16 protein-coding genes are annotated in these 19904 nt (G+C 64.3%); 7 read left to right on the top strand and 9 right to left on the bottom strand.

The window, feature by feature from the left end:
- Window positions 1-77 precede the first annotated feature (77 nt).
- The 6 genes from U6115_RS22155 to U6115_RS22130 all read right to left on the bottom strand — a co-directional run bounded on the left by U6115_RS22155 (window position 78) and on the right by U6115_RS22130 (window position 8726).
- Window positions 78-1730 (bottom strand): acid phosphatase, encoded by a 1653-nt coding sequence (locus tag U6115_RS22155; RefSeq protein WP_043571871.1) that lies wholly within the window; start codon window positions 1728-1730, stop codon window positions 78-80.
- Between the two features lie 82 nt (window positions 1731-1812).
- Window positions 1813-2697 carry a phytanoyl-CoA dioxygenase family protein gene (locus U6115_RS22150; protein WP_052257889.1) on the bottom strand — a complete coding sequence of 295 codons (885 nt, stop codon included), beginning with the start codon at window positions 2695-2697 and terminating at the stop codon, window positions 1813-1815.
- 78 nt (window positions 2698-2775) lie between these two features.
- Window positions 2776-3204 (bottom strand): DUF721 domain-containing protein, encoded by a 429-nt coding sequence (locus U6115_RS22145; RefSeq protein ID WP_043571873.1) that lies wholly within the window; start codon window positions 3202-3204, stop codon window positions 2776-2778.
- Between the two features lie 104 nt (window positions 3205-3308).
- Window positions 3309-4622 carry an ABC transporter ATP-binding protein gene (locus U6115_RS22140; RefSeq protein ID WP_043571875.1) on the bottom strand — a complete coding sequence of 438 codons (1314 nt, stop codon included), beginning with the start codon at window positions 4620-4622 and terminating at the stop codon, window positions 3309-3311.
- A gap of 9 nt (window positions 4623-4631) precedes the next feature.
- A complete protein-coding gene (locus U6115_RS22135; protein ID WP_043571877.1) occupies window positions 4632-6371 on the bottom strand; it encodes an ABC transporter permease in 1740 nt (579 codons plus the stop codon).
- Window positions 6372-6680: 309 nt separating this feature from the next.
- Window positions 6681-8726 (bottom strand): alkaline phosphatase D family protein, encoded by a 2046-nt coding sequence (locus U6115_RS22130; RefSeq protein WP_043571879.1) that lies wholly within the window; start codon window positions 8724-8726, stop codon window positions 6681-6683.
- Window positions 8727-8996: 270 nt separating this feature from the next.
- Here U6115_RS22130 and secA point away from each other — a divergent pair, with 270 nt between their 5' ends.
- Window positions 8997-11708, top strand: a complete 2712-nt coding sequence (gene secA, locus U6115_RS22125; protein WP_043571882.1) for a preprotein translocase subunit SecA — start codon at window positions 8997-8999, stop codon at window positions 11706-11708.
- Window positions 11709-11978: 270 nt separating this feature from the next.
- Here secA and U6115_RS22120 read toward each other — a convergent pair whose 3' ends face one another.
- Together U6115_RS22120 and U6115_RS22115 are read right to left on the bottom strand one after the other, a co-directional pair.
- Window positions 11979-13130, bottom strand: a complete 1152-nt coding sequence (locus tag U6115_RS22120) for an MraY family glycosyltransferase (protein WP_052257890.1) — start codon at window positions 13128-13130, stop codon at window positions 11979-11981.
- Window positions 13131-13508: 378 nt separating this feature from the next.
- Entirely contained in the window at window positions 13509-13988 is a 480-nt protein-coding gene (locus tag U6115_RS22115) for a TlpA family protein disulfide reductase (protein ID WP_043571883.1), read from the bottom strand.
- Between the two features lie 119 nt (window positions 13989-14107).
- Here U6115_RS22115 and U6115_RS22110 point away from each other — a divergent pair, with 119 nt between their 5' ends.
- The 6 genes from U6115_RS22110 to U6115_RS22085 all read left to right on the top strand — a co-directional run bounded on the left by U6115_RS22110 (window position 14108) and on the right by U6115_RS22085 (window position 19374).
- The gene (locus tag U6115_RS22110; RefSeq protein ID WP_043571885.1) at window positions 14108-15052 is read left to right on the top strand and encodes a carbohydrate kinase family protein; all 945 of its coding nucleotides are present in this window, start codon (window positions 14108-14110) and stop codon (window positions 15050-15052) included.
- 491 nt (window positions 15053-15543) lie between these two features.
- Window positions 15544-16827 (top strand): glutamate--cysteine ligase, encoded by a 1284-nt coding sequence (gshA, locus tag U6115_RS22105; RefSeq protein ID WP_043571886.1) that lies wholly within the window; start codon window positions 15544-15546, stop codon window positions 16825-16827.
- Between the two features lie 139 nt (window positions 16828-16966).
- The gene (locus U6115_RS22100; RefSeq protein ID WP_047243103.1) at window positions 16967-17449 is read left to right on the top strand and encodes a hypothetical protein; all 483 of its coding nucleotides are present in this window, start codon (window positions 16967-16969) and stop codon (window positions 17447-17449) included.
- A gap of 47 nt (window positions 17450-17496) precedes the next feature.
- A complete protein-coding gene (gene gshB, locus U6115_RS22095) occupies window positions 17497-18441 on the top strand; it encodes a glutathione synthase (protein ID WP_043571888.1) in 945 nt (314 codons plus the stop codon).
- A 95-nt stretch (window positions 18442-18536) separates the two neighbouring features.
- Entirely contained in the window at window positions 18537-18917 is a 381-nt protein-coding gene (locus U6115_RS22090) for a diacylglycerol kinase (protein WP_043571890.1), read from the top strand.
- Between the two features lie 91 nt (window positions 18918-19008).
- A complete protein-coding gene (locus U6115_RS22085; protein ID WP_080770137.1) occupies window positions 19009-19374 on the top strand; it encodes a DUF1622 domain-containing protein in 366 nt (121 codons plus the stop codon).
- Here the strand turns inward: U6115_RS22085 and U6115_RS22080 are convergent, their stop codons facing one another.
- A complete protein-coding gene (locus tag U6115_RS22080) occupies window positions 19375-19752 on the bottom strand; it encodes a hypothetical protein (RefSeq protein ID WP_043571893.1) in 378 nt (125 codons plus the stop codon).
- Window positions 19753-19904 lie beyond the last annotated feature (152 nt).

Below are 19904 nucleotides of genomic sequence, written 5' to 3'. Positions count from 1 at the left end.
AAGCGGTGAAGGCTGGGAATATAGCAGAAACCAGCAAAAAGCCCGGCATCGCCGGGCTGTGGTACGGGATGGAGCGCTTAGAGCTGCAGCGCGCCGGTCAGGTCGCCCGGCGGCTGGGCGCCGCGCTGATGGAAGGCCTGGTTGCGCACCTTGACGCCCTCCAGCTCCGGCAGGCCGTGCAGGCGGCTGATGAAGCGGATGATGGAGGTGGTGTCGTAGAAGGTGTGGTCGACATGGCCCTTCTTGGCGAACGGCGACACGATGATGGCCGGGATGCGGCTGCCCGGGCCCCAGCGGTCGCCCTTGGGCGGGGCCACGTGGTCCCACCAACCGCCGTTTTCGTCGTGGGTGATGATCACCACCATATTCTTCCACTGCGGGCCGCTCATCAGGTGCTGCAGCACGTTGGCGACGTGGCGGTCGCCGCTTTCCACGTCGGAGTAGCCGGCGTGCATGTTGAGGTTGCCCTGCGGCTTGTAGAAGGCCACCGCCGGCAGCTTGCCGGCCACGGCGTCGGCGATGAAGCGGTTGCTGATCGGACTATCGCCCAGGCCGCCGTCGCGCAGGTGCTCCTCGCGCGCTTTGCTGCCGGGCGCGAAGTTCTTGAAGTAGTTGAACGGCTGGTGGTGGTACTGGAAGTTGGGGGTGTCCGGGCCGCCCTTGCCTTCCAGCGCCGCCTGCCAGCTGCCGCCGTACCAGGCCCAGCTGACGCCCTGGCGCGACAGCAGATCGCCGATGGTGTCGTAGGTTTGCGGCGGCAGGGTATTGGCGTCGGCCGGGTCGGCGTAGCGTTGGTCGCCGCCTTGGGCCGGCTTGATGTAGCTGGGTTGGAACGGCGGCGCCATGGTGTTGACCGCATAGCCGTCCGGGGTGATGGCGCCGTTGTTGACGAACTGCGGCGGGCCGTCCATCGCCGATGTCGCTTGCTTCACCTTCAGCTGGTAGCCCTGCGGGCCGTCGTCCAGCACGGCGATCTTTTTGGCCGCCGCGGTGTCCTTGGCGTTGAAGTATTCCGGCGTGCGGGCGGAAATCAGGAACTGGTGGTTCAGGTAGGAGCCGCCGAAGGCCGCCATGAAGAAGTTATCGCACAGCGTGTATTGCTGGGCGATTTTCCACTGGTTGAGGTTTTTCGCGGTTTCGCTGTAGTGGCCCATCACCAGCGCGCCGGAGTCGGCCCAGGCGACGAACTGGTCGTTCTTGCCGCCGTTGATCTGCATCTGGTTCTGGTAGAACAGATGCCACAGGTCGCGGGTGATCACGGCCTCCGGCAGCGGCTGGCCGTCGGCGTCCTTCAGCGGGAAGGGGCCGTTGGGCAGGTTCTGGATCGCGTTTTCGTCTATCAGGTAGTACTTGCCGGCGATGGTCTGGCCGCGCTGCACCATGCCGCCCCAGATCTTGGGCAGATTCTTCAGTTTGGAGCCGTCGCGGTCCAGCTGGATACAGGTTTCGGCCGGCGCTTGCGCCAGCGGATGCTTCACGCCGGGGAAGTTGCCGTACAGATTGTTGAAGCTGCGGTTTTCCAGGTAGATCACCACGACGTTCTTCACATGGTGGCGCAGCTTGGCGTCCAGCGGGCCGTGGACGGCCGGCGCGGCTTCGGCGCTTTCGCTGATGGCGGCCGGCAGCGCCGCGGCGGCGCCGATGGCTGCCAGGCCTTCGAACAGGCGGCGGCGCGACGGGTCTTGCGGCGCGGCATCGGTCGGGGGATGGAGGGGATCGTGGTCTGACATGGCGGCTGTCCTGTTTCCGTTCGCAGGGGTCAAGGAAAAACAGCCGCCACTTTACTCCGCTTCCATGGCAATTTGAAAGCGTTCAGCCCTTTTGCATGGCGGCGCGCGCCTCGGCCAGCGGGCCGCGGATCTCCTCGGGCAGGAATTCGGTGAAGCGCGCCTGGCCCTGGGCCGGGCCGCGCAGCAGTTCGATCGGATCGCGGCCGTCCACGCTGCCGAGGTTGGGCGCGTGGACGAAGTAGCCGAGCAGCCGCTGCAGCCGTTCCGGCAGCTCGCTCGCCAGCTCCCGCGGCACCGCCAGGTAGTGGTTTTCCGCCTGGCGCAGCCAGCCTAGGTTGTAGCTGAGCACCACGCCGGTGCGCGGCGCCGCGCTGCGGTTGGCGCCGCCGGCGTGGATGACCGAGCCCAGGTAGATCAGCACCGAGCCGGCCTGCATCGCGGCGCGCACGATTTCGTCTTCTTGCGCCTCGCGCCCTTCCGGCCACAGGTGGCTGCCGGGCGCGACATTGGTGGCGCCGTTGTCCTCGGTGAAGTCGTCCAGCGCGTACATGCAGTTGATCATGCTTTCCGAGCCTGGCACCTTCACTGGGAACATCAGGCCGTCGCTGTGCAGGAATTGGCGCGGCTCGCCGGGGCCGATGCGTATCGCCTGGGTCAGGTTGAGCTGGTATTCGCGGCAGCCCTTCAGCAGGAAGGCGTCCATCACCTGCAGGATCAGCGGGTGGATGGCCAGCTCGCGGCAGGCCGGCACGCGGGCGATCAGGCCGGACAGCCGGCGGGTGGCGTAGCCGTAGAAGTCGCCCTGGCAGTCGGGCGAGGCGTCCAGCAGCGGGTTCAGCTGCTGGCGGAAGCGTGCCAGCGCGGCCGGTTCCAGCAATTGGTCGATGACGACGCCGCCGTCGCGCTCCAGCGCGGCGATGATGTCGGCGGGAGAATGGTCGGGCTGGAAATGTTGCAGGGCGGGCACGGCGGCTCCTTCTATTTTATTTTGAAGGGGACTATTTGCGTCGAAATGACCTTGGCTTGAAACTGGCTATTCGTACAGTCAGCCGCGGCGCTGATGTGCGATCAGCCTGGCCAAAGCCTGGCGCACCACCGGATTGTCTATGCTTTCGGCGGCCTGCTCCATGCCGTCCAGCGCGTTTTCGCTGATGGCCAGGGTCTTGGGTTTTTTCCGCCGCGCCAGCTTCAGCATCACCTTGACCTTCACCTTGGCGGCCGGGTAGCCCTGCCTGGCCAGCTGCGGCAGCAGGCCGGGCGCGCTCATGCGCAGCCGGGCGGCGACGATGCCGTTGTCGGCGTACAGCACCAGCTCGTCGTCGCGGATGCGCACCGCGCGGCAGGCTTCGGCCATGGCTTCCGGGATCAGCTTCTTGAAGGCGCGGTCCAGCGCCATCAGCTCGTTGGCGGCGGCGGTGAGGCGGGCCAGGTGGCTGTCCTGGCGGGTGATGTCTTGCAGCGGGCGTCCGGACATGGGATGGAGAGGAAACGGTCGATGCCGCATTGTAGCACCGCGCGGCGCGGGCAAAGAAAACGGGCGCCGTTGGGCGCCCGTCGTGTTCTTGGCGGCGGGAGGGTTTACTGGCCGCCCTCCACATCCTCCAGGCTGAAGGTTTCGGTGTGGTCGTTGTAGGAGAAGATCTCGGCGTAGCGGCCCCAGCTGATCACGGTGTCCAGCGTTTCTTCCGCCGCCTGGTCGGACAGCGAGTCTTCCAGCTCCTGGGCGAAGCGCAAGCGCGGCGCGCGCTGGCCGGGGCGCTCCTGCAGCACCTTGCGGATGTGGGCGGCCATCGGCACATGGCGCAGCAGGTGTTCGGCGAACTGCACCTTACGCTCCTGGGTGCCGTAGTCGGCGAACAGCTTGCCGGCGGCGGTCAGCAGGATATCGCCGTCTTTCAGCTCGACGAAGCCGAGGTGTTCCAGGATTTCCGCCACCGGGAACAGATCATCCACCTCCAGCCGCAGCTTCTCGGCGATTTCCGGCATGTCGGCCTTGCCGAAGTAAGGCGCCTGCGCCACTTCCTCGATCAGGCCGGCCATCAGGTTGGTGGACACCTCGCCGAGGTGGCTGCCGATTTCCAGCGGCAGCTTGTGCAGGGTGTGGGCGCTGCGGCGCGCGGTCATCAGCGCGTAGATGTCGTCCACCATCTTGCGGAAGGCCGGGTCCAGCCGGTTGCGGCGGTGCGGGAACGGCACCTTGATCTCGGCCACCACGCGGCCGGGATTGGACGACAGCACCAGGATGCGGTCGCACATGAACACCGCTTCCTCGATGTTGTGGGTGACGATCAGCACCGACTTGATCGGCAACTGCTTGTCGCTCCACAGGTCCAGCATGTCGGTGCGCAGCGTCTCGGCGGTCAGCACGTCCAGCGCCGAAAACGGTTCGTCCATCAGCAGCAGCGTCGGGTTGACCACCAGGCCGCGGGCGAAGCCGACGCGCTGGCGCATGCCGCCGGACAATTCGCGCGGATAGGCGTTTTCGAAGCCGTCCAGGCCGATCAGGTCGATGGCGGCCAGCGCGCGCTTGCGGCGCTCCTTGGGCTCCACGCCCAGCGCTTCCAGGCCGGCCTCGACGTTTTGCAGCACGGTCAGCCACGGGAACAGCGCGAAGGTCTGGAACACCATCGCCACGCCTTCGGCGGGGCCGGTCAGCGGCTTGCCGCGATAGTCGACCTCGCCGCTGCTTTGCTGGATCAGGCCGGCGATGATGCGCAGCAGCGTGGACTTGCCGGAGCCGGAGCGGCCCAGGAGGCCGACGATCTCGCCCTCGTGCAGCGTCAGGTTGACGTCGTCCAGCACCTGGATCTCGTCGCTGCCCTTGGCGAAGCCGCGGCAGACGTTCTTCAGCTTGAAGATTTCTTGTCCCGGGGTGGTGGTGTCGTGAGTCATGCTTGCCCCTTAGTTGAGACGGAGTTTGTTTTCGGCGATGGCGTACATCGGACGCCACAGCAGGCGGTTGAACAGCACCACGAACAGCGACATGGTGACGATGCCCAGCAGGATCTTCGGGTAGTCGCCGGCGGCGGTGGTCTGCGCGATGTAGGCGCCCAGGCCGTGCGCGACCACCTTGTCGTTGCCCCAGGACACGAATTCGGAAACGATGCTGGCGTTCCAGGCGCCGCCCGATGCCGTTATCGCGCCGGTGACGTAGTAGGGGAAGATGCCGGGCAGCATCACCTTGCGCCACCATTGCCAGCCGCGGATGCGGAAATTGGCCGCCGCCTCGCGGAAGTCGTTGGGGAAGGCGCTGGCGCCGGCGATCACGTTGAACAGGATGTACCACTGGGTGCCCAGCACGATCAGCGGCGACAGCCAGATGTCGGGGTTCAGCTTGAAGTGGACGATGAACACCACGAACACCGGGAACAGCAGGTTGGCCGGGAAGGCGGCCAGGAACTGCGCCAGCGGCTGGATTTTTTCCGCCAGCGCCGGACGCAGGCCGATCAGCACGCCCAGCGGCACCCAGACCACCGAGGCCAGCACGATCAGCAGGCTGACGCGCACCAGCGTGATCAGGCCGAGGCCGAGCACCCGCAGCACCTCCGCCACGCCCACTTCGCGGGCGATGAAGTGCACCAGGATGTTGGCGCTGTAGATGGCCAGCATCGCCACGCCGAACCACCACACCACATCGATGCCGCGCGACACCGGGGTGTGGGCTTCGGAATGGATGCCCTTGGGCAGGCTGACATTCAGCCGCAGCCGGGCGATGGTCTTGATCAGCTTGCCGAAGGGCTTGAGCAGCTGCTGGATGAAATGGGTGCGCTGGATCAGGTTCAGCACCCACGATTCCGGCGCGGATTGGCTGGCGGTGTCCTCCAGGCGGAATTTGTCAGCCCAGGCCACCATCGGGCGGAACAGGAACTGGTCGTAGACCAAGATCACCACGGTCATGGTCAGGATCACCCAGCCGACGGCGGCCAGGTTCTTGTCCTGGATCGCCATCGCCAGGTAGGAGCCGACGCCGGGCAGGGTGACGGTCTTGTCGCCGACGGTGATCGCCTCCGACGCCACCACGAAGAACCAGCCGCCGGACATGCTCATCATCATGTTCCAAATCATGCCCGGCATCGAGAACGGCACTTCCAGCTTCCAGAATTTCTGCCACGGCGACAGGCGCAGGTTGACCGAGACTTCCTCCAGGTCGCGTGGCACGGTGCGCAGGCTTTGGTAGAAGCTGAAGGTCATGTTCCAGGCCTGGCTGGTGAAGATGGCGAAGATGGCCGCGCATTCCGCGCCCAGCACCCGGCCGGGGAACAAGGCCAGGAAGAAGGTGACGGTGAACGAGATGTAGCCCAGCACCGGCACCGACTGCAGGATGTCCAGTATCGGCACCAACAGCAGGCCGGCGCGGCGGCTCTTGGCCGCCAGCGTGCCGTAAATCAGCGTGAACACCAGGGCCGCCGCCATGGCGGCCAGCATGCGCAAAGTGGTGCGCAGCGCGTATTCCGGCAGGTTGCCGGGGTCCAGCGTGATCGGCACGGTCTGCAGCGCGGTGATCGGCGCCCAGGTTTCGCGGATGCCGCTGGTGGCCAGCAACAGAAAACCCAGGATCAGCGGAAACGCGATCAGATCCCAGCGGTTGGGTATCAGCCTCCGCGCGGTGGCGGGCATGAAATGGCGGACAGCGGTGGTCATCTGGCCTCTCCGGTTTAGGGGATTGCGCTGGCCGCGGCCGGCTGGGCGGCGGGCGGCCCGCTTGTATTATGACAACTCTGGAACGGGAGGCGGCGCCATGGCGGCCATATCCGGTCCCGGCGGGAGAGCGCGGTGTCGGTTCGTTGCCGGGAACGCCCCGGTTCAGGGCATGGATGCTACCAGAGAAGGTATAAAACGGATGTGAAAAACCGGGGCGTATCGTGGGTATTTTGTGACGAAATGTACTAGGGCAAACGGTTGGGGAGGGCGCCGCCGCGCCGGCTGTCGCCGGGCGGCGGCGCGGCCGCGTCACAGCACGTTGACCACCGGGGCGCCGGCCAGCACTTCCACGGTCTGGACGCTGGCGGTGGCGGGAGATGGCGCGACGCCGCCGACCAGCTTGGCCATCTTGTGGAAGGCGCAGCTGAGCTTGGCCGGCGTCAGCGTCACCACCGCGTAGCCCTGGGCGTCGCTGTCGGCGTATTTCAGCCAGGGGTTGAAGGTTTGCAGCGTGGCGGTGAAGGTGTTGACCGTCTGGCCGTTCGCGGTCTGGTAGATCAGCGGCTTGGCCTTGGCGAAGGCCGGCACCGTGTCCACCACGTTCTTGAAATAGCTGAAGAAGGAGTTGCTGGAGATGCCGGCGGTCACCAGGTCCACCATCACCGGGGTCGGGCTGGCGGCGTCGAAGTCGTCCATCACCTGGCCGGCGAAAAAGGCGTGGATGTCGCCGGTGATGCCCACCACATTGCCGATGTTGTTGGTTTTCAGGAAGGCCATCAGCGCCTTGCGCTCGGCGTTGTAGCCGTCCCACTGGTCGGCGTTGAGGATGTATTGGTTCAGCAGCATCGACGGCGGCAGCGCGGCGTCCAGCGCCGGCTTCAGCGCGGCGGCGAATACCGGCGCGGAAATGGCGGCGCTGAAGCCGGCGAGCAAGGGCTGGGTGTTGGCGTAAGTCAGCGCCGGGGTGGCGCCGCTGACGTCGGCGGCTTTCAGGTCCAGGTACAGCGCGCCGGCCAGCTGTTGCAGCTGGGGGGCGCTTAGATTGAGGGCGAAGTTCTGCGCCAGCGCCGGGGCCAGGCCCTGCGCCAGCATGCCGGCCACCGCCTGGGTGCCGTCCACGCCCATTCTCAGCAGCGACACTTCGTTGCCCCACAGCTTCCAGGCGCCGGCGGCGCCCTGCATCTGTTGCTGCCACCAGGCGCGCTGGCTGTCGCCCAGGATGGACACCGGCTGCAGGTCGCCGCCGGCTGCGGCGATCTTGGCGGCTTCGGTGGCCGACAGCAGCGCCTGCGGCACGAAATAGCGGCTGCCGATATTGGCCAGACCGGTATTGGGGACTGAGTCTTCGGAGATGATGTGGTCGGCGCGGTACAGCCGCTGGTCGGTCATCACCAGCGTGGCCAGCTTGCCGAAATCGAAGCTGCGGTAGATCTGGATGTTCTGGAACGACGGATTGGCCAGATCGATGCTGACATCGGCCGGCGTGTACTCGAACCAGGCCTGGTTGGCGCTGCGGCGGCGCGGTGTGTTGGGGGTGTCGTCTTCGCCCGGATAGTAGACCTGGCGGTCCTGCCAGCAGTCGTCGGAGAATTCGTGGTCGTCCCAGATCGAGATCACCGGGAAGTTGGCGTGCACCGCCTGGATGCGCGGATCGGCGCGGTAGCTCTTGTACAGGTAGCGGTAGTCGGCCAGCGTGGTGGCGTAGATCGCGCCGTCGGCGCGCCGGGTGCCGTTGGGCAGGGTCAGCGGTGGATGGCGGGTTTCGTTGCCGCCGGTCTGGAAGCCGGCGCCGACGGTTTCGTAGATGTAGTCGCCGACATGCATGACGAAGTCCAGGTCCAGCTGGGCGATTTCATCGAAGGCGCCCCAGTGGTTGACGCTCCAGTCCTGGCAGGTGATGTAGGCGAATTTCAGCTGCGCCGGCGAGCTGCCGGCCGCCGGCGCGGTCTTGGTGCGGCCGGCGGCGCTGACCACGCTGCCGGTGAGGAAGCGGTAATAGTAGAAGGTGGCGGCGGACAGGCCGGTGACCTTGTGGCGCACCGTATAGTCCCAGCCGGGATCGGCGCTCAGGCTCTGATTGACCAGCAGATTGGAGAAGTCGGCCTTGTCCGACAGCTGCACGGTGACGGCGAGCGGGTTGCTGCCGTCGCCGCCGTCGACGCGAGTCCACAGCACGACGCTGTCCGGACGCGGATCGCCGGAAGCCACGCCCAGGTCGAAGCGCTTGCCGGCGGCGTTCAGGTTTCTGCCGCCCGCGCTGCTGCCGCTGTCGTCGCCTATGCATCCGCTCAGTCCGGCGCTGGCCGCCGACACCGTCAGGAAACTGCCCCACTTCAGAAATTGCCGCCTGTCCATCGTTTCTCCAGAGAATGTATGCCGCAGGTTTCGCAAAATCGCGCATTATCGCCGGCAAATATTTAAGCAGCATGAATGGTTCGGTCAATTGAATCGAGCGTTTGCTCTATTTGCGTGGCGGACGGCGTAGCCTAAAACCAACAGTTGTTTGTTACCCTGCTCTTGATGTGGCGCATGGATGCCCCCATAACCTTGTCTGCGAATGTGCTACACTTTTCAGCATTTTTTGCGGACACACTTTCCGGCCCGCTGGTTTCTGGATTCGATTACATGATCTCCTCGCTACTCAAGAAGGTATTCGGCAGCCGCAATGATCGTCTGCTGAAGCAGTTCCGCCAGACGGTGGTACGCATCAACGCCCTGGAACAGGGCCTGCAAGCGCTGTCCGACGAGGCGCTGGCCGCCAAGACCGATGAATTCCGCGCGCGCCTGTCCAAGGGCGAGACGCTGGACGACCTGTTGCCCGAAGCCTTCGCCGTCTGCCGCGAAGCCTCGCGCCGCGTGATGGGCATGCGTCACTTCGACGTGCAGCTGATCGGCGGCATGGCGCTGCACTACGGCAAGATCCCGGAAATGAAAACGGGCGAAGGCAAGACCCTGGTGGCGACGCTGGCGGTGTACCTGAACGCGCTGTCCGGCGACGGCGTGCACGTGGTGACCGTCAACGACTACCTGGTCAGTCGCGACGCCGGCATCATGGCGCCGCTGTACAACTTCCTCGGCCTGTCGGTGGGCGTGAACCTGTCGCAGATGGCCCATGACGACAAGCAGGCCGCCTACGCCTGCGACATCACCTACGGCACCAACAACGAATTCGGCTTCGACTACCTGCGCGACAACATGGTGTTCAGCGTCGAAGAAAAGGTGCAGCGCAAGCTGGCCTTCGCAGTGGTGGACGAGGTGGACTCCATCCTGATCGACGAGGCGCGCACGCCGCTGATCATCTCCGGTCCGGCCGACGACAACATCGACATGTACCAGCGCATGAACGCGGTGCCGCCGCTGCTCAAGCGCCAGGAAACCGAAGAAGGCGAAGGCGACTACTGGGTGGACGAAAAAGCCCACAGCCTGCTGTTGTCGGAAGCCGGCCACGAGCACAGCGAGGACATCCTCACCCGCATGGGCCTCTTGAAGGAAGGCGACAGCCTGTACTCGGCCACCAACATCACGCTGATGCACCACCTGATGGCCGCGCTGCGCGCCCACGCGCTGTTCCACCTGGACCAGCACTACGTGGTGCAGGACGGCGAAGTGGTGATCGTCGACGAATTCACCGGCCGCCTGATGGCCGGCCGCCGCTGGTCCGATGGCCTGCACCAGGCGGTGGAAGCCAAGGAAGGCGTGGAGATCAACCGCGAGAACCAGACGCTGGCCTCGATCACCTTCCAGAACTACTTCCGTCTGTACGGCAAGCTGTCCGGCATGACCGGCACCGCCGACACCGAGGCCTACGAATTCCAGAGCATCTACAACCTGGAAACCGTGGTGATCCCCACCAACAAGCCTATGGTGCGCAAGGACGCGCAGGACAAGGTGTACCGCTCCGCCAAGGAGAAGTACGACGCCATCCTGGCCGACATCAAGGACTGCCACGAGCGCGGCCAGCCGGTGCTGGTGGGCACCACCAGCATCGAAAACTCCGAGCTGGTGTCCGAGCTGCTGCACAAGGCCAAGCTGCCGCATAACGTGCTGAACGCCAAGGAGCACGCCCGCGAAGCCGACATCGTGGTGCAGGCCGGCCGTCCCGGCATGATCACGGTGGCCACCAATATGGCCGGCCGCGGCACCGACATCGTGCTGGGCGGCAATCCGGAACCGGAAATCAAGGCGGTGCGCGCTGACGACAGCCTGTCCGACGCCGAGAAAAACGCCAAGGTAGAGGCCATCCGCGCCGACTGGAAGCAACGCCACGCCGCGGTGCTGGAAGCCGGCGGCCTGCATATCGTCGGCACCGAACGCCACGAATCGCGCCGCATCGACAACCAGCTGCGCGGCCGTTCCGGCCGCCAGGGCGACCCGGGCTCGTCCCGCTTCTACCTGTGCCTGGAAGACCCGCTGCTGCGCATCTTCGCCTCCGAGCGCGTCGCCGCCATCATGGACCGGCTGAAGATGCCGGAAGGCGAAGCCATCGAGCATCCGTGGGTGACCCGCTCGATCGAAAACGCCCAGCGCAAAGTGGAAGGCCGCAACTTCGACATCCGCAAGCAATTGCTGGAATACGACGACGTCGCCAACGACCAGCGCAAGGTGATCTACCAGCAGCGCAGCGAAATCCTGGTGGAAGAGGACGTGTCCGACGTGGTGGTGAACATGCGCGAAGGCGTGATCTCCGACCTGGTCGACCTGCATCTGCCGCCGGAATCGTTGGAAGAGCAGTGGGACCTGGCCGGCCTGGAGAAGACGCTGGCCGCCGACTTCCTGCTGGAGGCGCCGGTGGCGGCCTGGATGCAGGCTGAAACCACCCTGGACATCGAACATATCCGCCAGCGCATCATCGATCTGGCCGCCGCGGCCTACCAGGCCAAGGTGGAGCAGGCCGGCGACGGCGTGATGCGCCAGTTCGAACGCAGCCTGGTGCTGCAGATGCTGGACAACCACTGGCGCGAACACCTGGCGGCGATGGACCATCTGCGCCAGGGCATCCATCTGCGCGGCTACGCGCAGAAGAACCCGAAGCAGGAGTACAAGCGCGAGGCCTTCGAGCTGTTCGCCGACATGCTGGAGCGCATCAAGCGCAGCGTGGTGCAAGTGCTGATGACGGTGCAGATCCGCGGCCAGGAAGACGTGGAGGCGGTGGAGCCGCACGCGCTGCCGGAGTTTGAAATGCAGCATGCCGAGCCGGGTTCGGCGCTGGGCGACGACGAGGACAATCCGCTGTCGCCGGAAGCGCTGGCCTCGCAAGGCCTGCGCATCAACCGCAACGACCTGTGCCCGTGCGGCAGCGGCAAAAAGTACAAGCAGTGCCACGGCCGTCTGGCTTGATGGCCTGAGTGGCAAAGCGAAAAGCCGGCGCGTGTGCGCCGGCTTTTTTCATGGGTGGATGATCGGAGCCAATGGCGACGAGGCTACGGGGCGTCAGCGGCCAGAGAGCGAGAGTGGCGGGCTGAGGTTGGCTAGTGCGTGTTAGAGCCGTGGCGAATGGGCTTGGGAACGAGGGCCTAGGCAGGCCCTGCTTGGCGGGTGCTGTTGGGAGAGTGTTGTCGGGAGGGGCGGAGAGAGATGGCGGAGACCATCCGCTCTCCTGGATGCGCGTCAGGAGCTGCGCTGTGGATTGGCCGCGGTACTGGCGCCGACCGGCGATTGCTGCTTGATCTGCTCATTGATCATGATCCAGCGCGGGGTGCGGAAGCGGACGATCGATTTGTACAGATAGGTGTAGCTGAGTACGAAGAGCGCGGCGAAAGCCATCAGCACGTACTTTTGGTTCCAGAACAGCATCGCTGGCAAGACGGAGCTGGAGGATAGCGCCCACAGATACGGCGAAGTCATGCTGTTGCGCTGGGTCAGGTGCTTGGCTTCTTTGGACGCCACCATCCACAGCACCACTCTTTTGTAGATGATCTGGTGCAGGTGCAGCGCATCCGGGTGGCCGATGGAGCGCTTCTGCAGGAACTTGCGGCGGTAAATGGTGAACACGGTCTCGAAGACCGGATAAATGACCACCAGCAGAGGGAACCACGGCGAGACATTGGGATGCCTGGCGATCAGTAGGATGGAAATCTCCGCGACGGCGAATCCTGTGAGGTAGGCGCCGCCATCGCCGGCGAAAATCAGGCCGCGAGGGAAGTTGAGCAGCAGGAAGCCCGATATTGCGCCTATCATGGCGAAGCAAAGCGCGATCAGGAATGAGTCGTTGACCTTGAAGGCCACGTAAGCGAGCGCCAGCAGGGTGAGAATGGCCACCGTGCCGGACAGGCCGTTGTAGCCGTCGATGATGTTGAACGCGTGAGCCACGCCGCCGGCGGCGAAAATCGTGAACAGGAAGGCCAAGGGCGCGTAGCTGGCGAGCAGGTGGTCCAGCCAGGGGATCTCGACACGGTTGATGCTGCCGTGCAGCAGGTAAAAGACTAGCGCCGCGGAGACGAAAGTGGCGAGCAGGCGAGGCAGCGGACCGATTCTTTTGGTCAAGTCCTCCGTCAGGCCAAATGCGAAGGCGGGCAGGGAGGCAAGCATGAAGTACAGCGCCTCGACGGAGGCGTGGAGTACGCCGGCGACCGTCAGTCCGACCGAAAAGCCCAGGAAGATCGGAATGCCGCCGATGCGGGGAACAGGACAGGCGTGGAATTTCTGGATGCCTGCCATATCGCTGTCAGCCGAGTATTTGCTGTGCAGGTAGTTGTAGCGCACCACCAGTATCGCCAAGATGAACGAGGTGAATAGGGCGGAGAAGAGAATAAGCAGCATAGTGTTCTGTTTCGATATCCGACTCGGGGGCCAGGCGGACTGCTGGGCCTTGGCATAACCAAAAACATCGCTAATCTGAAAACTGCCGGCGCGCCGGACCGGGTGCGCGGATGGATGTCCAGGCAACTTCCCCGCTTGGGCGCTTCAATGGTTTGGAATGGGGCCAGACGCCATTGGTTCCATAGGCGTCATGGCATTGCCATCGGTTGGTCTCGCTTTTCACGCAGCTTGCGCGGCGGCGCCATGGCAAAGCCGTGGGCGACACAGACGCTCGATAGCGAATGGCGGCGCCATCCCCGTTGATTTTCAATTGTATCGTAAAAATCCTGTTGCAGGATGGCGCATGCCGGTTGTTTGGAGCGATCTGTGGCGCAATTCTTACAGATAAGGCTTGATGGCGGTTTCCAGCCGCTTTTCATCCAGTTTTCCTGTCAACGCGGCGGCGACTTTGCCACTGCGGTCCAGCACCAGCGTGTACGGCAGGCCGCCGGTCTTGTTGCCCAGGCTGCGCATCAGATCCAGCGTGTCGTCGTTGCCCAGCAGGATGGGATAGCCGATCTTCAGCTGCTTGACGAAGGGTTCCACCTGCTCCTTGCTGTCCAGCGCCACGCCCACCACTTCCACGCCCTTGGGCGCCAGTTTCTTGCGCAGGCCGTTCAGCATCGGCATCTCTTCGCGGCACGGTCCGCACCAGGTGGCCCAGAAGTTCAGCACCGTCACCTTGCCCTTGTAGGCGGCGGTGGTGGCGGGCTTGGCGTTCAGGTCGGTGAAGCGGCTTTGCTCCAGCGTGGGGGCGGCGTGGGCGGCCAGCGGCAGCGCGGCGATCAGCAAGGCGGCGAACAGGCGTTTTGATTTCATCGGCTTATCCTGTGATGTCATTGGAATTGTCTTGCGTTTCCGCCACTTGCGGCGGACGAGACTGCTGCAAAAATTAACTTTATGTTAAAATGGTCGATTGATTCTTTTGCGGAGTGGGCATGTCTATCCTCGTCTGCGGGGCGCTCGCATACGATACCCTGTTCTCGTTCCATGGCCGTTTTGACAGCCAGATCCTGCCGGATCAGCTGCACAAGATTTCCACCACCTTTTTGGCTCCCACCATGCGCCGCGAGTTCGGCGGCATGGCCGGCAACATCGCCTACAGCCTGTGCTTGCTGGGCGAGAAGCCGATTGTGATGGGCGTGGTGGGCGAGGACTTCGAACCGTACCGGCAGCACCTGAAACGGGTGGGCGTGGATGACCGCTTCATCCGCCTGATCCGCAAGCAGTATACCCCGCAATGCTTCGGCATTGCCGACAAGGACGGCAATCAGCTGATGGCCTTCCACCCGGGCGCGATGGATTTCGCTACCGAGAACCACGTGTCCGACATTCCGGATCCGATCGAGTTGGCTATCCTGTCGCCGGGCGGTTACACCGCCTTCATCCAGCATTCGCGCGAGCTGGCGGCGGCCGGGATCCCGTTCATTTTCGATCCGGGCCAGGAGTTGCCGCTGTTGTCGCGCGACGAGATCCACGAGATCGTCGATCTGGCCAGCTATGTGGCGATCAACGATTACGAGAGCGAGTTGATGCGCGAACGCGCCGGCCTGACGGTCGACGACCTGCGCAAGAAGGTGAAGGCGTTGATCGTCACCCGCGGCTCCAAGGGCGCCGAGATCTATGTCGACGATACCGTGCACCTGATTCCGCGTGTGCAGATGCCCATCAAGCCGGTGGATCCGATGGGCTGCGGCGACGCTTTCCGCGCCGGCCTGCTGTGGGGCATCAGCCGCGGCGTGGATTGGAAGATCACTGGCCGGCTGGCCAATGTGATCGGCGCGATCAAGGTGACCACCCATGGCTGCCAGAACCATTTCTTCGATTGGGATTCGCTGAAGGATTTGTATCTGCAGGCCTATGGCGACGAATGGCCGCTGTAAGCTGTTTTTTGCTGAAAAAGCGCCGCGTTCGCGGCGCTTTTTTCATTTTCCGGCGCGATGCCGGCGGTGTCCCCGATTTGGGTTTCAGGTAAGGCTGCTGACCTACTAGAGTATAAGCATGGTCTGCTCTACTGGCATTTATGTCAGCGTATTATTGCGGGGTCGCGCGCAGCCCCGCGCGGGGCGCTCGGGGTAAACTGCAGGCCCGGAACATTCCGGACTCGTCGCATCGGCAATGGATGCGCATTGGCCAGCCGCCGCGCGCGGTGGGTGGCGTTGCGCAATTTCTGTAATGACGATGGGTTAAAGTGACGCTGGGCAATGCTTTTCCACGCAGGTGGTCGATGCCTGGCCCGCTTCGGGCCTGGGCGGCGCGCGCCCCTGACGTCGATCGTTGCGCGGCAAGAGTGAGAGGGTGGCTTGAATATGCCGGCCGCCATCCCCACCATTAATCAATTGATCCTGATGATCGTAGCTTGCAAGGGGAAGTCATGCCACCCGTTCCGCACCTGGCCACCGCACTTACCGGCCCTCTTTACGAGTTGGAAAGCCGCATTCTGGCGGCCCAACCGCAGATCGAACACTGGTTCCGCAGCCAGTGGCACGCCCACGCCACGCCGTTCTATGGTTCGGTCGATCTGCGCAACAGCGGCTTCAAGCTGGCGCCGGTGGACATGAACCTGTTCCCGGGCGGCCATAACAACCTGAATCCGGAATTCCTGCCGCTGGCGGTGCAGGCGGCGCAGAGCGCGGTGGACAAGGTCTGCCCGGAAGCGCGCAGCATCCTGTTGATTCCGGAAAACCACACCCGCAACACTTTCTACCTGCAGAACGTCGCCACCCTGGTGCACATTTTCGAGCAGGCCGGCCTCAAGGTAAGGCTGGGTTCGCTGAACCCGGAAATCACCGAGATCACCGAACTGGTGTCGGCCAACGGCGACAAGCTGACGCTGGAGCCGCTGGAGCGGCGCGGCAACCGCCTGGTGCTGTCCGACGGCTTCAATCCCTGCGTGGTGCTGCTCAACAACGACCTGTCGGCCGGCATCCCCGATCTGCTGCAAAATCTGGAGCAGACGCTGCTGCCGCCGCTGCATGCCGGCTGGGCGGTGCGCCGCAAGACCCATCATTTCGAAGCGTACAACAAGGTGTGCGACGACTTCGCGCGGCTGATTTCCATCGATCCGTGGACGATCAATCCCTACTTCTCCAGCTGCGGCGGCCTGGATTTCCACGCCCGCACCGGCGAGGAGCAACTGGCGGAGACGGTATCGCAGATGCTGGACAAGATCCGCCGCAAATACCGCGAATACGGCATCGACAACGACCCCTTCGTCATCGTCAAGGCGGACGCCGGCACCTACGGCATGGGCGTGATGAGCGTGAAGAGCCCGGACGAGGTGATCGGCCTGAACCGCAAGGCGCGCAACAAGATGTCGGTGGTGAAGGAAGGCCTGGAAGTGTCCGAGGTGATCGTCCAGGAGGGCGTGTACACCTTTGAAACCGTCAACGAGGCGGTGGCCGAGCCGGTGGTCTACATGATGGACCGCTATGTGATCGGCGGCTTCTACCGCGTCCACACCGGCCGCGGCATCGACGAAAACCTCAACGCGCCGGGCATGCACTTCGTGCCGCTGTCGTTCGAGACGCCATGTTTGCCGGACCGCAAGGGCTTGCCGGACTGCGCGCCCAACCGCTTCTACGCCTACGGCGTGATTTCGCGCCTGGCGCTGCTGGCGGCTTCGCTGGAGCTGGAAGCCACCGACCCGGACGCCTGATGCCGCAAGGCTCCGCCGGCGCGGCGGGCCATGCCATTCGTATTGGGGTAAAATATCCGCAGGGAAAGCATGTAGCGGTCCCGCATAATATTTTCAACCATGGATGGCGGTCCGCCGGCGGCGGACAAGCAGAGGCAATATGAAAAAACTGGTTTTTGCAGGTTTGATGGCGCTGGCGAACGTGTGCCTGGCGGATGGCGTGGTGGTGAAGGTGTCGCCGGTGGCGCAATATGGCGACCCGGTGCGCATCAGCAGCAATATCCGCAACGAGTGCGCGCTGCCGGAAGCGCAGGCCGCCGCCAGCCTGAAGGGGCTGGAGGAGGCTGGCATCAGCGCTGAAGCCGCGCCGGAAGACCAGCTGAAACAGTCCGGCTATTACCTGAAGTTGCGGCTGGAGAACGTGGTGTCGATGGGCAACGCCTTCATCGGCCACCACAAGTCGGTCTCCATGATCGCCAAGCTGTACAAGAACGGCAAGCTGGTGGATACCTTCACCGGCTCGCGCGACTCGATGGGCGGCATCATGGGCGGCTTCAAGGGCTCCTGCTCGGTGCTTGAGCGCTGCACGCAAACCTTGGGCAAAGACCTGGCCGCCTGGGTGAAAGGCAAACTGGACGCCTGAACCGCGCCCGCGGCGCTTACGCCCTCCATAACTGGAAAGATTCCATCATGAGAATACTGTTCATCGCCGACCCGCTGGAGCACTTCAAGATCTACAAGGACACCACCTTCGCGATGATGGAGGAGGCGCATCGCCGCGGCCACGCCATCAGCTTCGCCGAGGCGCACCAGCTGTCGGTGGAGGGCGAGCGCATCCTGGTGGACGCGCACGATCTGGCGGTAACCGACGAGCGTCCCAACTGGTACAAGCTGGGGCAAGTGCAGCGCCAGCCGCTGACCGGCTTCAGCGCGGTGGTGATGCGCAAGGATCCGCCGTTCGACATGGAGTATCTGTACGCGTCGCAGCTGTTCACGCTGGCGGAGTCGCACGGGGTCAAGGTGTTCACCAGCGGCCAGGCGCTGCGGGATTTCAACGAGAAGCTGGCGATCCTGAATTTCCCGGAGCTGATCTCGCCGACGCTGATCAGCGGCGAAGCGCACCGGCTGCGCGCCTTCGTCAAGCAGCACCAGGACGTGATCCTGAAGCCGCTGGACAGCATGGGCGGCGACAGCATCTTCCGCGTCAAGCCGGACGATCCCAACCTGTCGGTCATCATTGAAACCATCACCTGGCGCGGCAAGCGCACCATCATGGCGCAGCGCTACATTCCGGAAATCCGCGATGGCGACAAGCGCATCCTGGTGATAGACGGCGTGCCGGTGGACCACTGCCTGGCGCGCATCCCGGCCGCCGGCGAAACCCGAGGCAACCTCGCCGCCGGCGGCCGCGGCGAAGCCAGGCCGCTGTCCGAGCGCGACCGCCAGATCGCCGAGACGGTGGGGCCGGAGCTGAAGAAACGCGGCATCCTGCTGGCTGGCCTCGACGTGATCGGCAACTACCTGACCGAGGTCAACGTTACTAGCCCCACTTGCTTCCGTGAAATCATGGACCAGACCGGCATCAACGTCGCCGGCCTCTACATCGACGCGCTGGAGCGCCACTGCCAGCATTGAGGCCGGGCGCGGTCTGGCCATCCGGTCCGCCGCGCGTTACCATGCACCCCGTTTGCCGTTAACGGCGCATGCAGGCTGAGGATGGGAGTGTGACGATGGGAAAGACGCAGGAAAGCCCGTTCAAGGGCAAGACCGGCCTGGCCAGGCTGATCAACGCCTTTGGTTATTCGCTGGACGGGCTCCGGGCCGCTTTCCGCCACGAGGACGCGTTCCGCCAGTTGGTGCTGCTGGCGGTCATCCTGATCCCGATGGCCTTCATCGTCCACGCCGCGCCGCTGGCGCGCGCGCTGCTGGTGGCCAGCAGCCTGGCCACGCTGATCATCGAACTGCTGAACTCGGCGATCGAGGCGGCAGTCGACCATACCTCGCTGGAACGCCACCCGCTGGCCAAGCGCGCCAAGGACATGGGCAGCGCCGCGCAGCTGCTGGGCCTGATCAATCTGGCGGTGGTGTGGGGCCTGGTGCTGTTCGGCTGAGTCCGGGAACCCCGGCGCCTGCGCCGGTTCTGAACAATAAGGAAGCCCCGCTCGCGGGGCTTTTTTCATGATCCGAACAGGAGGGGCGACGATGATGTCTCCGCAACAGGCTGGCGCGGAAGAGGCGGTGGCGAATCTGGTGCTGTGGCTGAAGCTGGCGGTGGAGGCCGGCGGCGCGTTGGTGATCGCAGCCGGCGCGCTGTTATTGGCGATGCGCTATTTCACGCAGCGGCTGGCCGGCGGCCCGCCCGACTACAACCGGCTGCGGCTGGGTTTCGCCCGCATGCTGGCGCTGGCGCTGGAATTGCAGCTGGCGGCCGACATCCTGTCCACCGCGGTGGCGCCCAGCTGGGACCAGATCGGCAAACTGGGCGCCATCGCCGTGCTGCGCACCGCGCTCAATTATTTCCTGGCGCGGGAAATCCGCGAGGCCGAAGCCGGCCGTGCCGCCGGCTGATCAGGGCAGGCGGCGGTACAAGTAGCCGGGATAGACGCGGATGCAGCCGGGCTCCTCGGCCACTTCGCCTTGCTCGCCCAGGAATTGCCAGCGCGAATCGCGCGCGATCAGCGTGCGGTACACCGGGCTGCCGGCGCGGTAGAACATCAGGCCTTGGCCGCGGAAGGCGTCCAGCGGCAGCAAGGGCCGCTGTGAGGCCGGGATCAGCATCGCGGTGGCGTGCAACGTCATGTCGGCCAGCTGCTCGCGGTCGGCGGCGGACAGGCCGATGAAGGCGATCAGGAAGGCGACGGGCAGGATCAGGTATTGCTGATCGGCCAAGCCGAACAAGGTCAGGATGGTGGAGCCGGTGAATAGGAAGTGGCTGCTGATTTTCATGCGCGGCGATCTCAAAAACAAAACGCCGCCGGCCGGACAAGACTGAGCGTCCAGCATGCTGGGGCGGCGGCGCCGCCGATTCATGCCCGGCGGCGGATGCGTTGCGATGATAGCGCAGACTGCTTGTCTTAATGCAATAAAATCAGTATGTT

Source organism: Chromobacterium subtsugae (genome assembly GCF_035919665.1).
Lineage (GTDB): Bacteria > Pseudomonadota > Gammaproteobacteria > Burkholderiales > Chromobacteriaceae > Chromobacterium > Chromobacterium subtsugae.
Note: the sequence above shows the minus strand (reverse complement) of the source record. Positions and strands in the feature narration are given on the sequence as shown.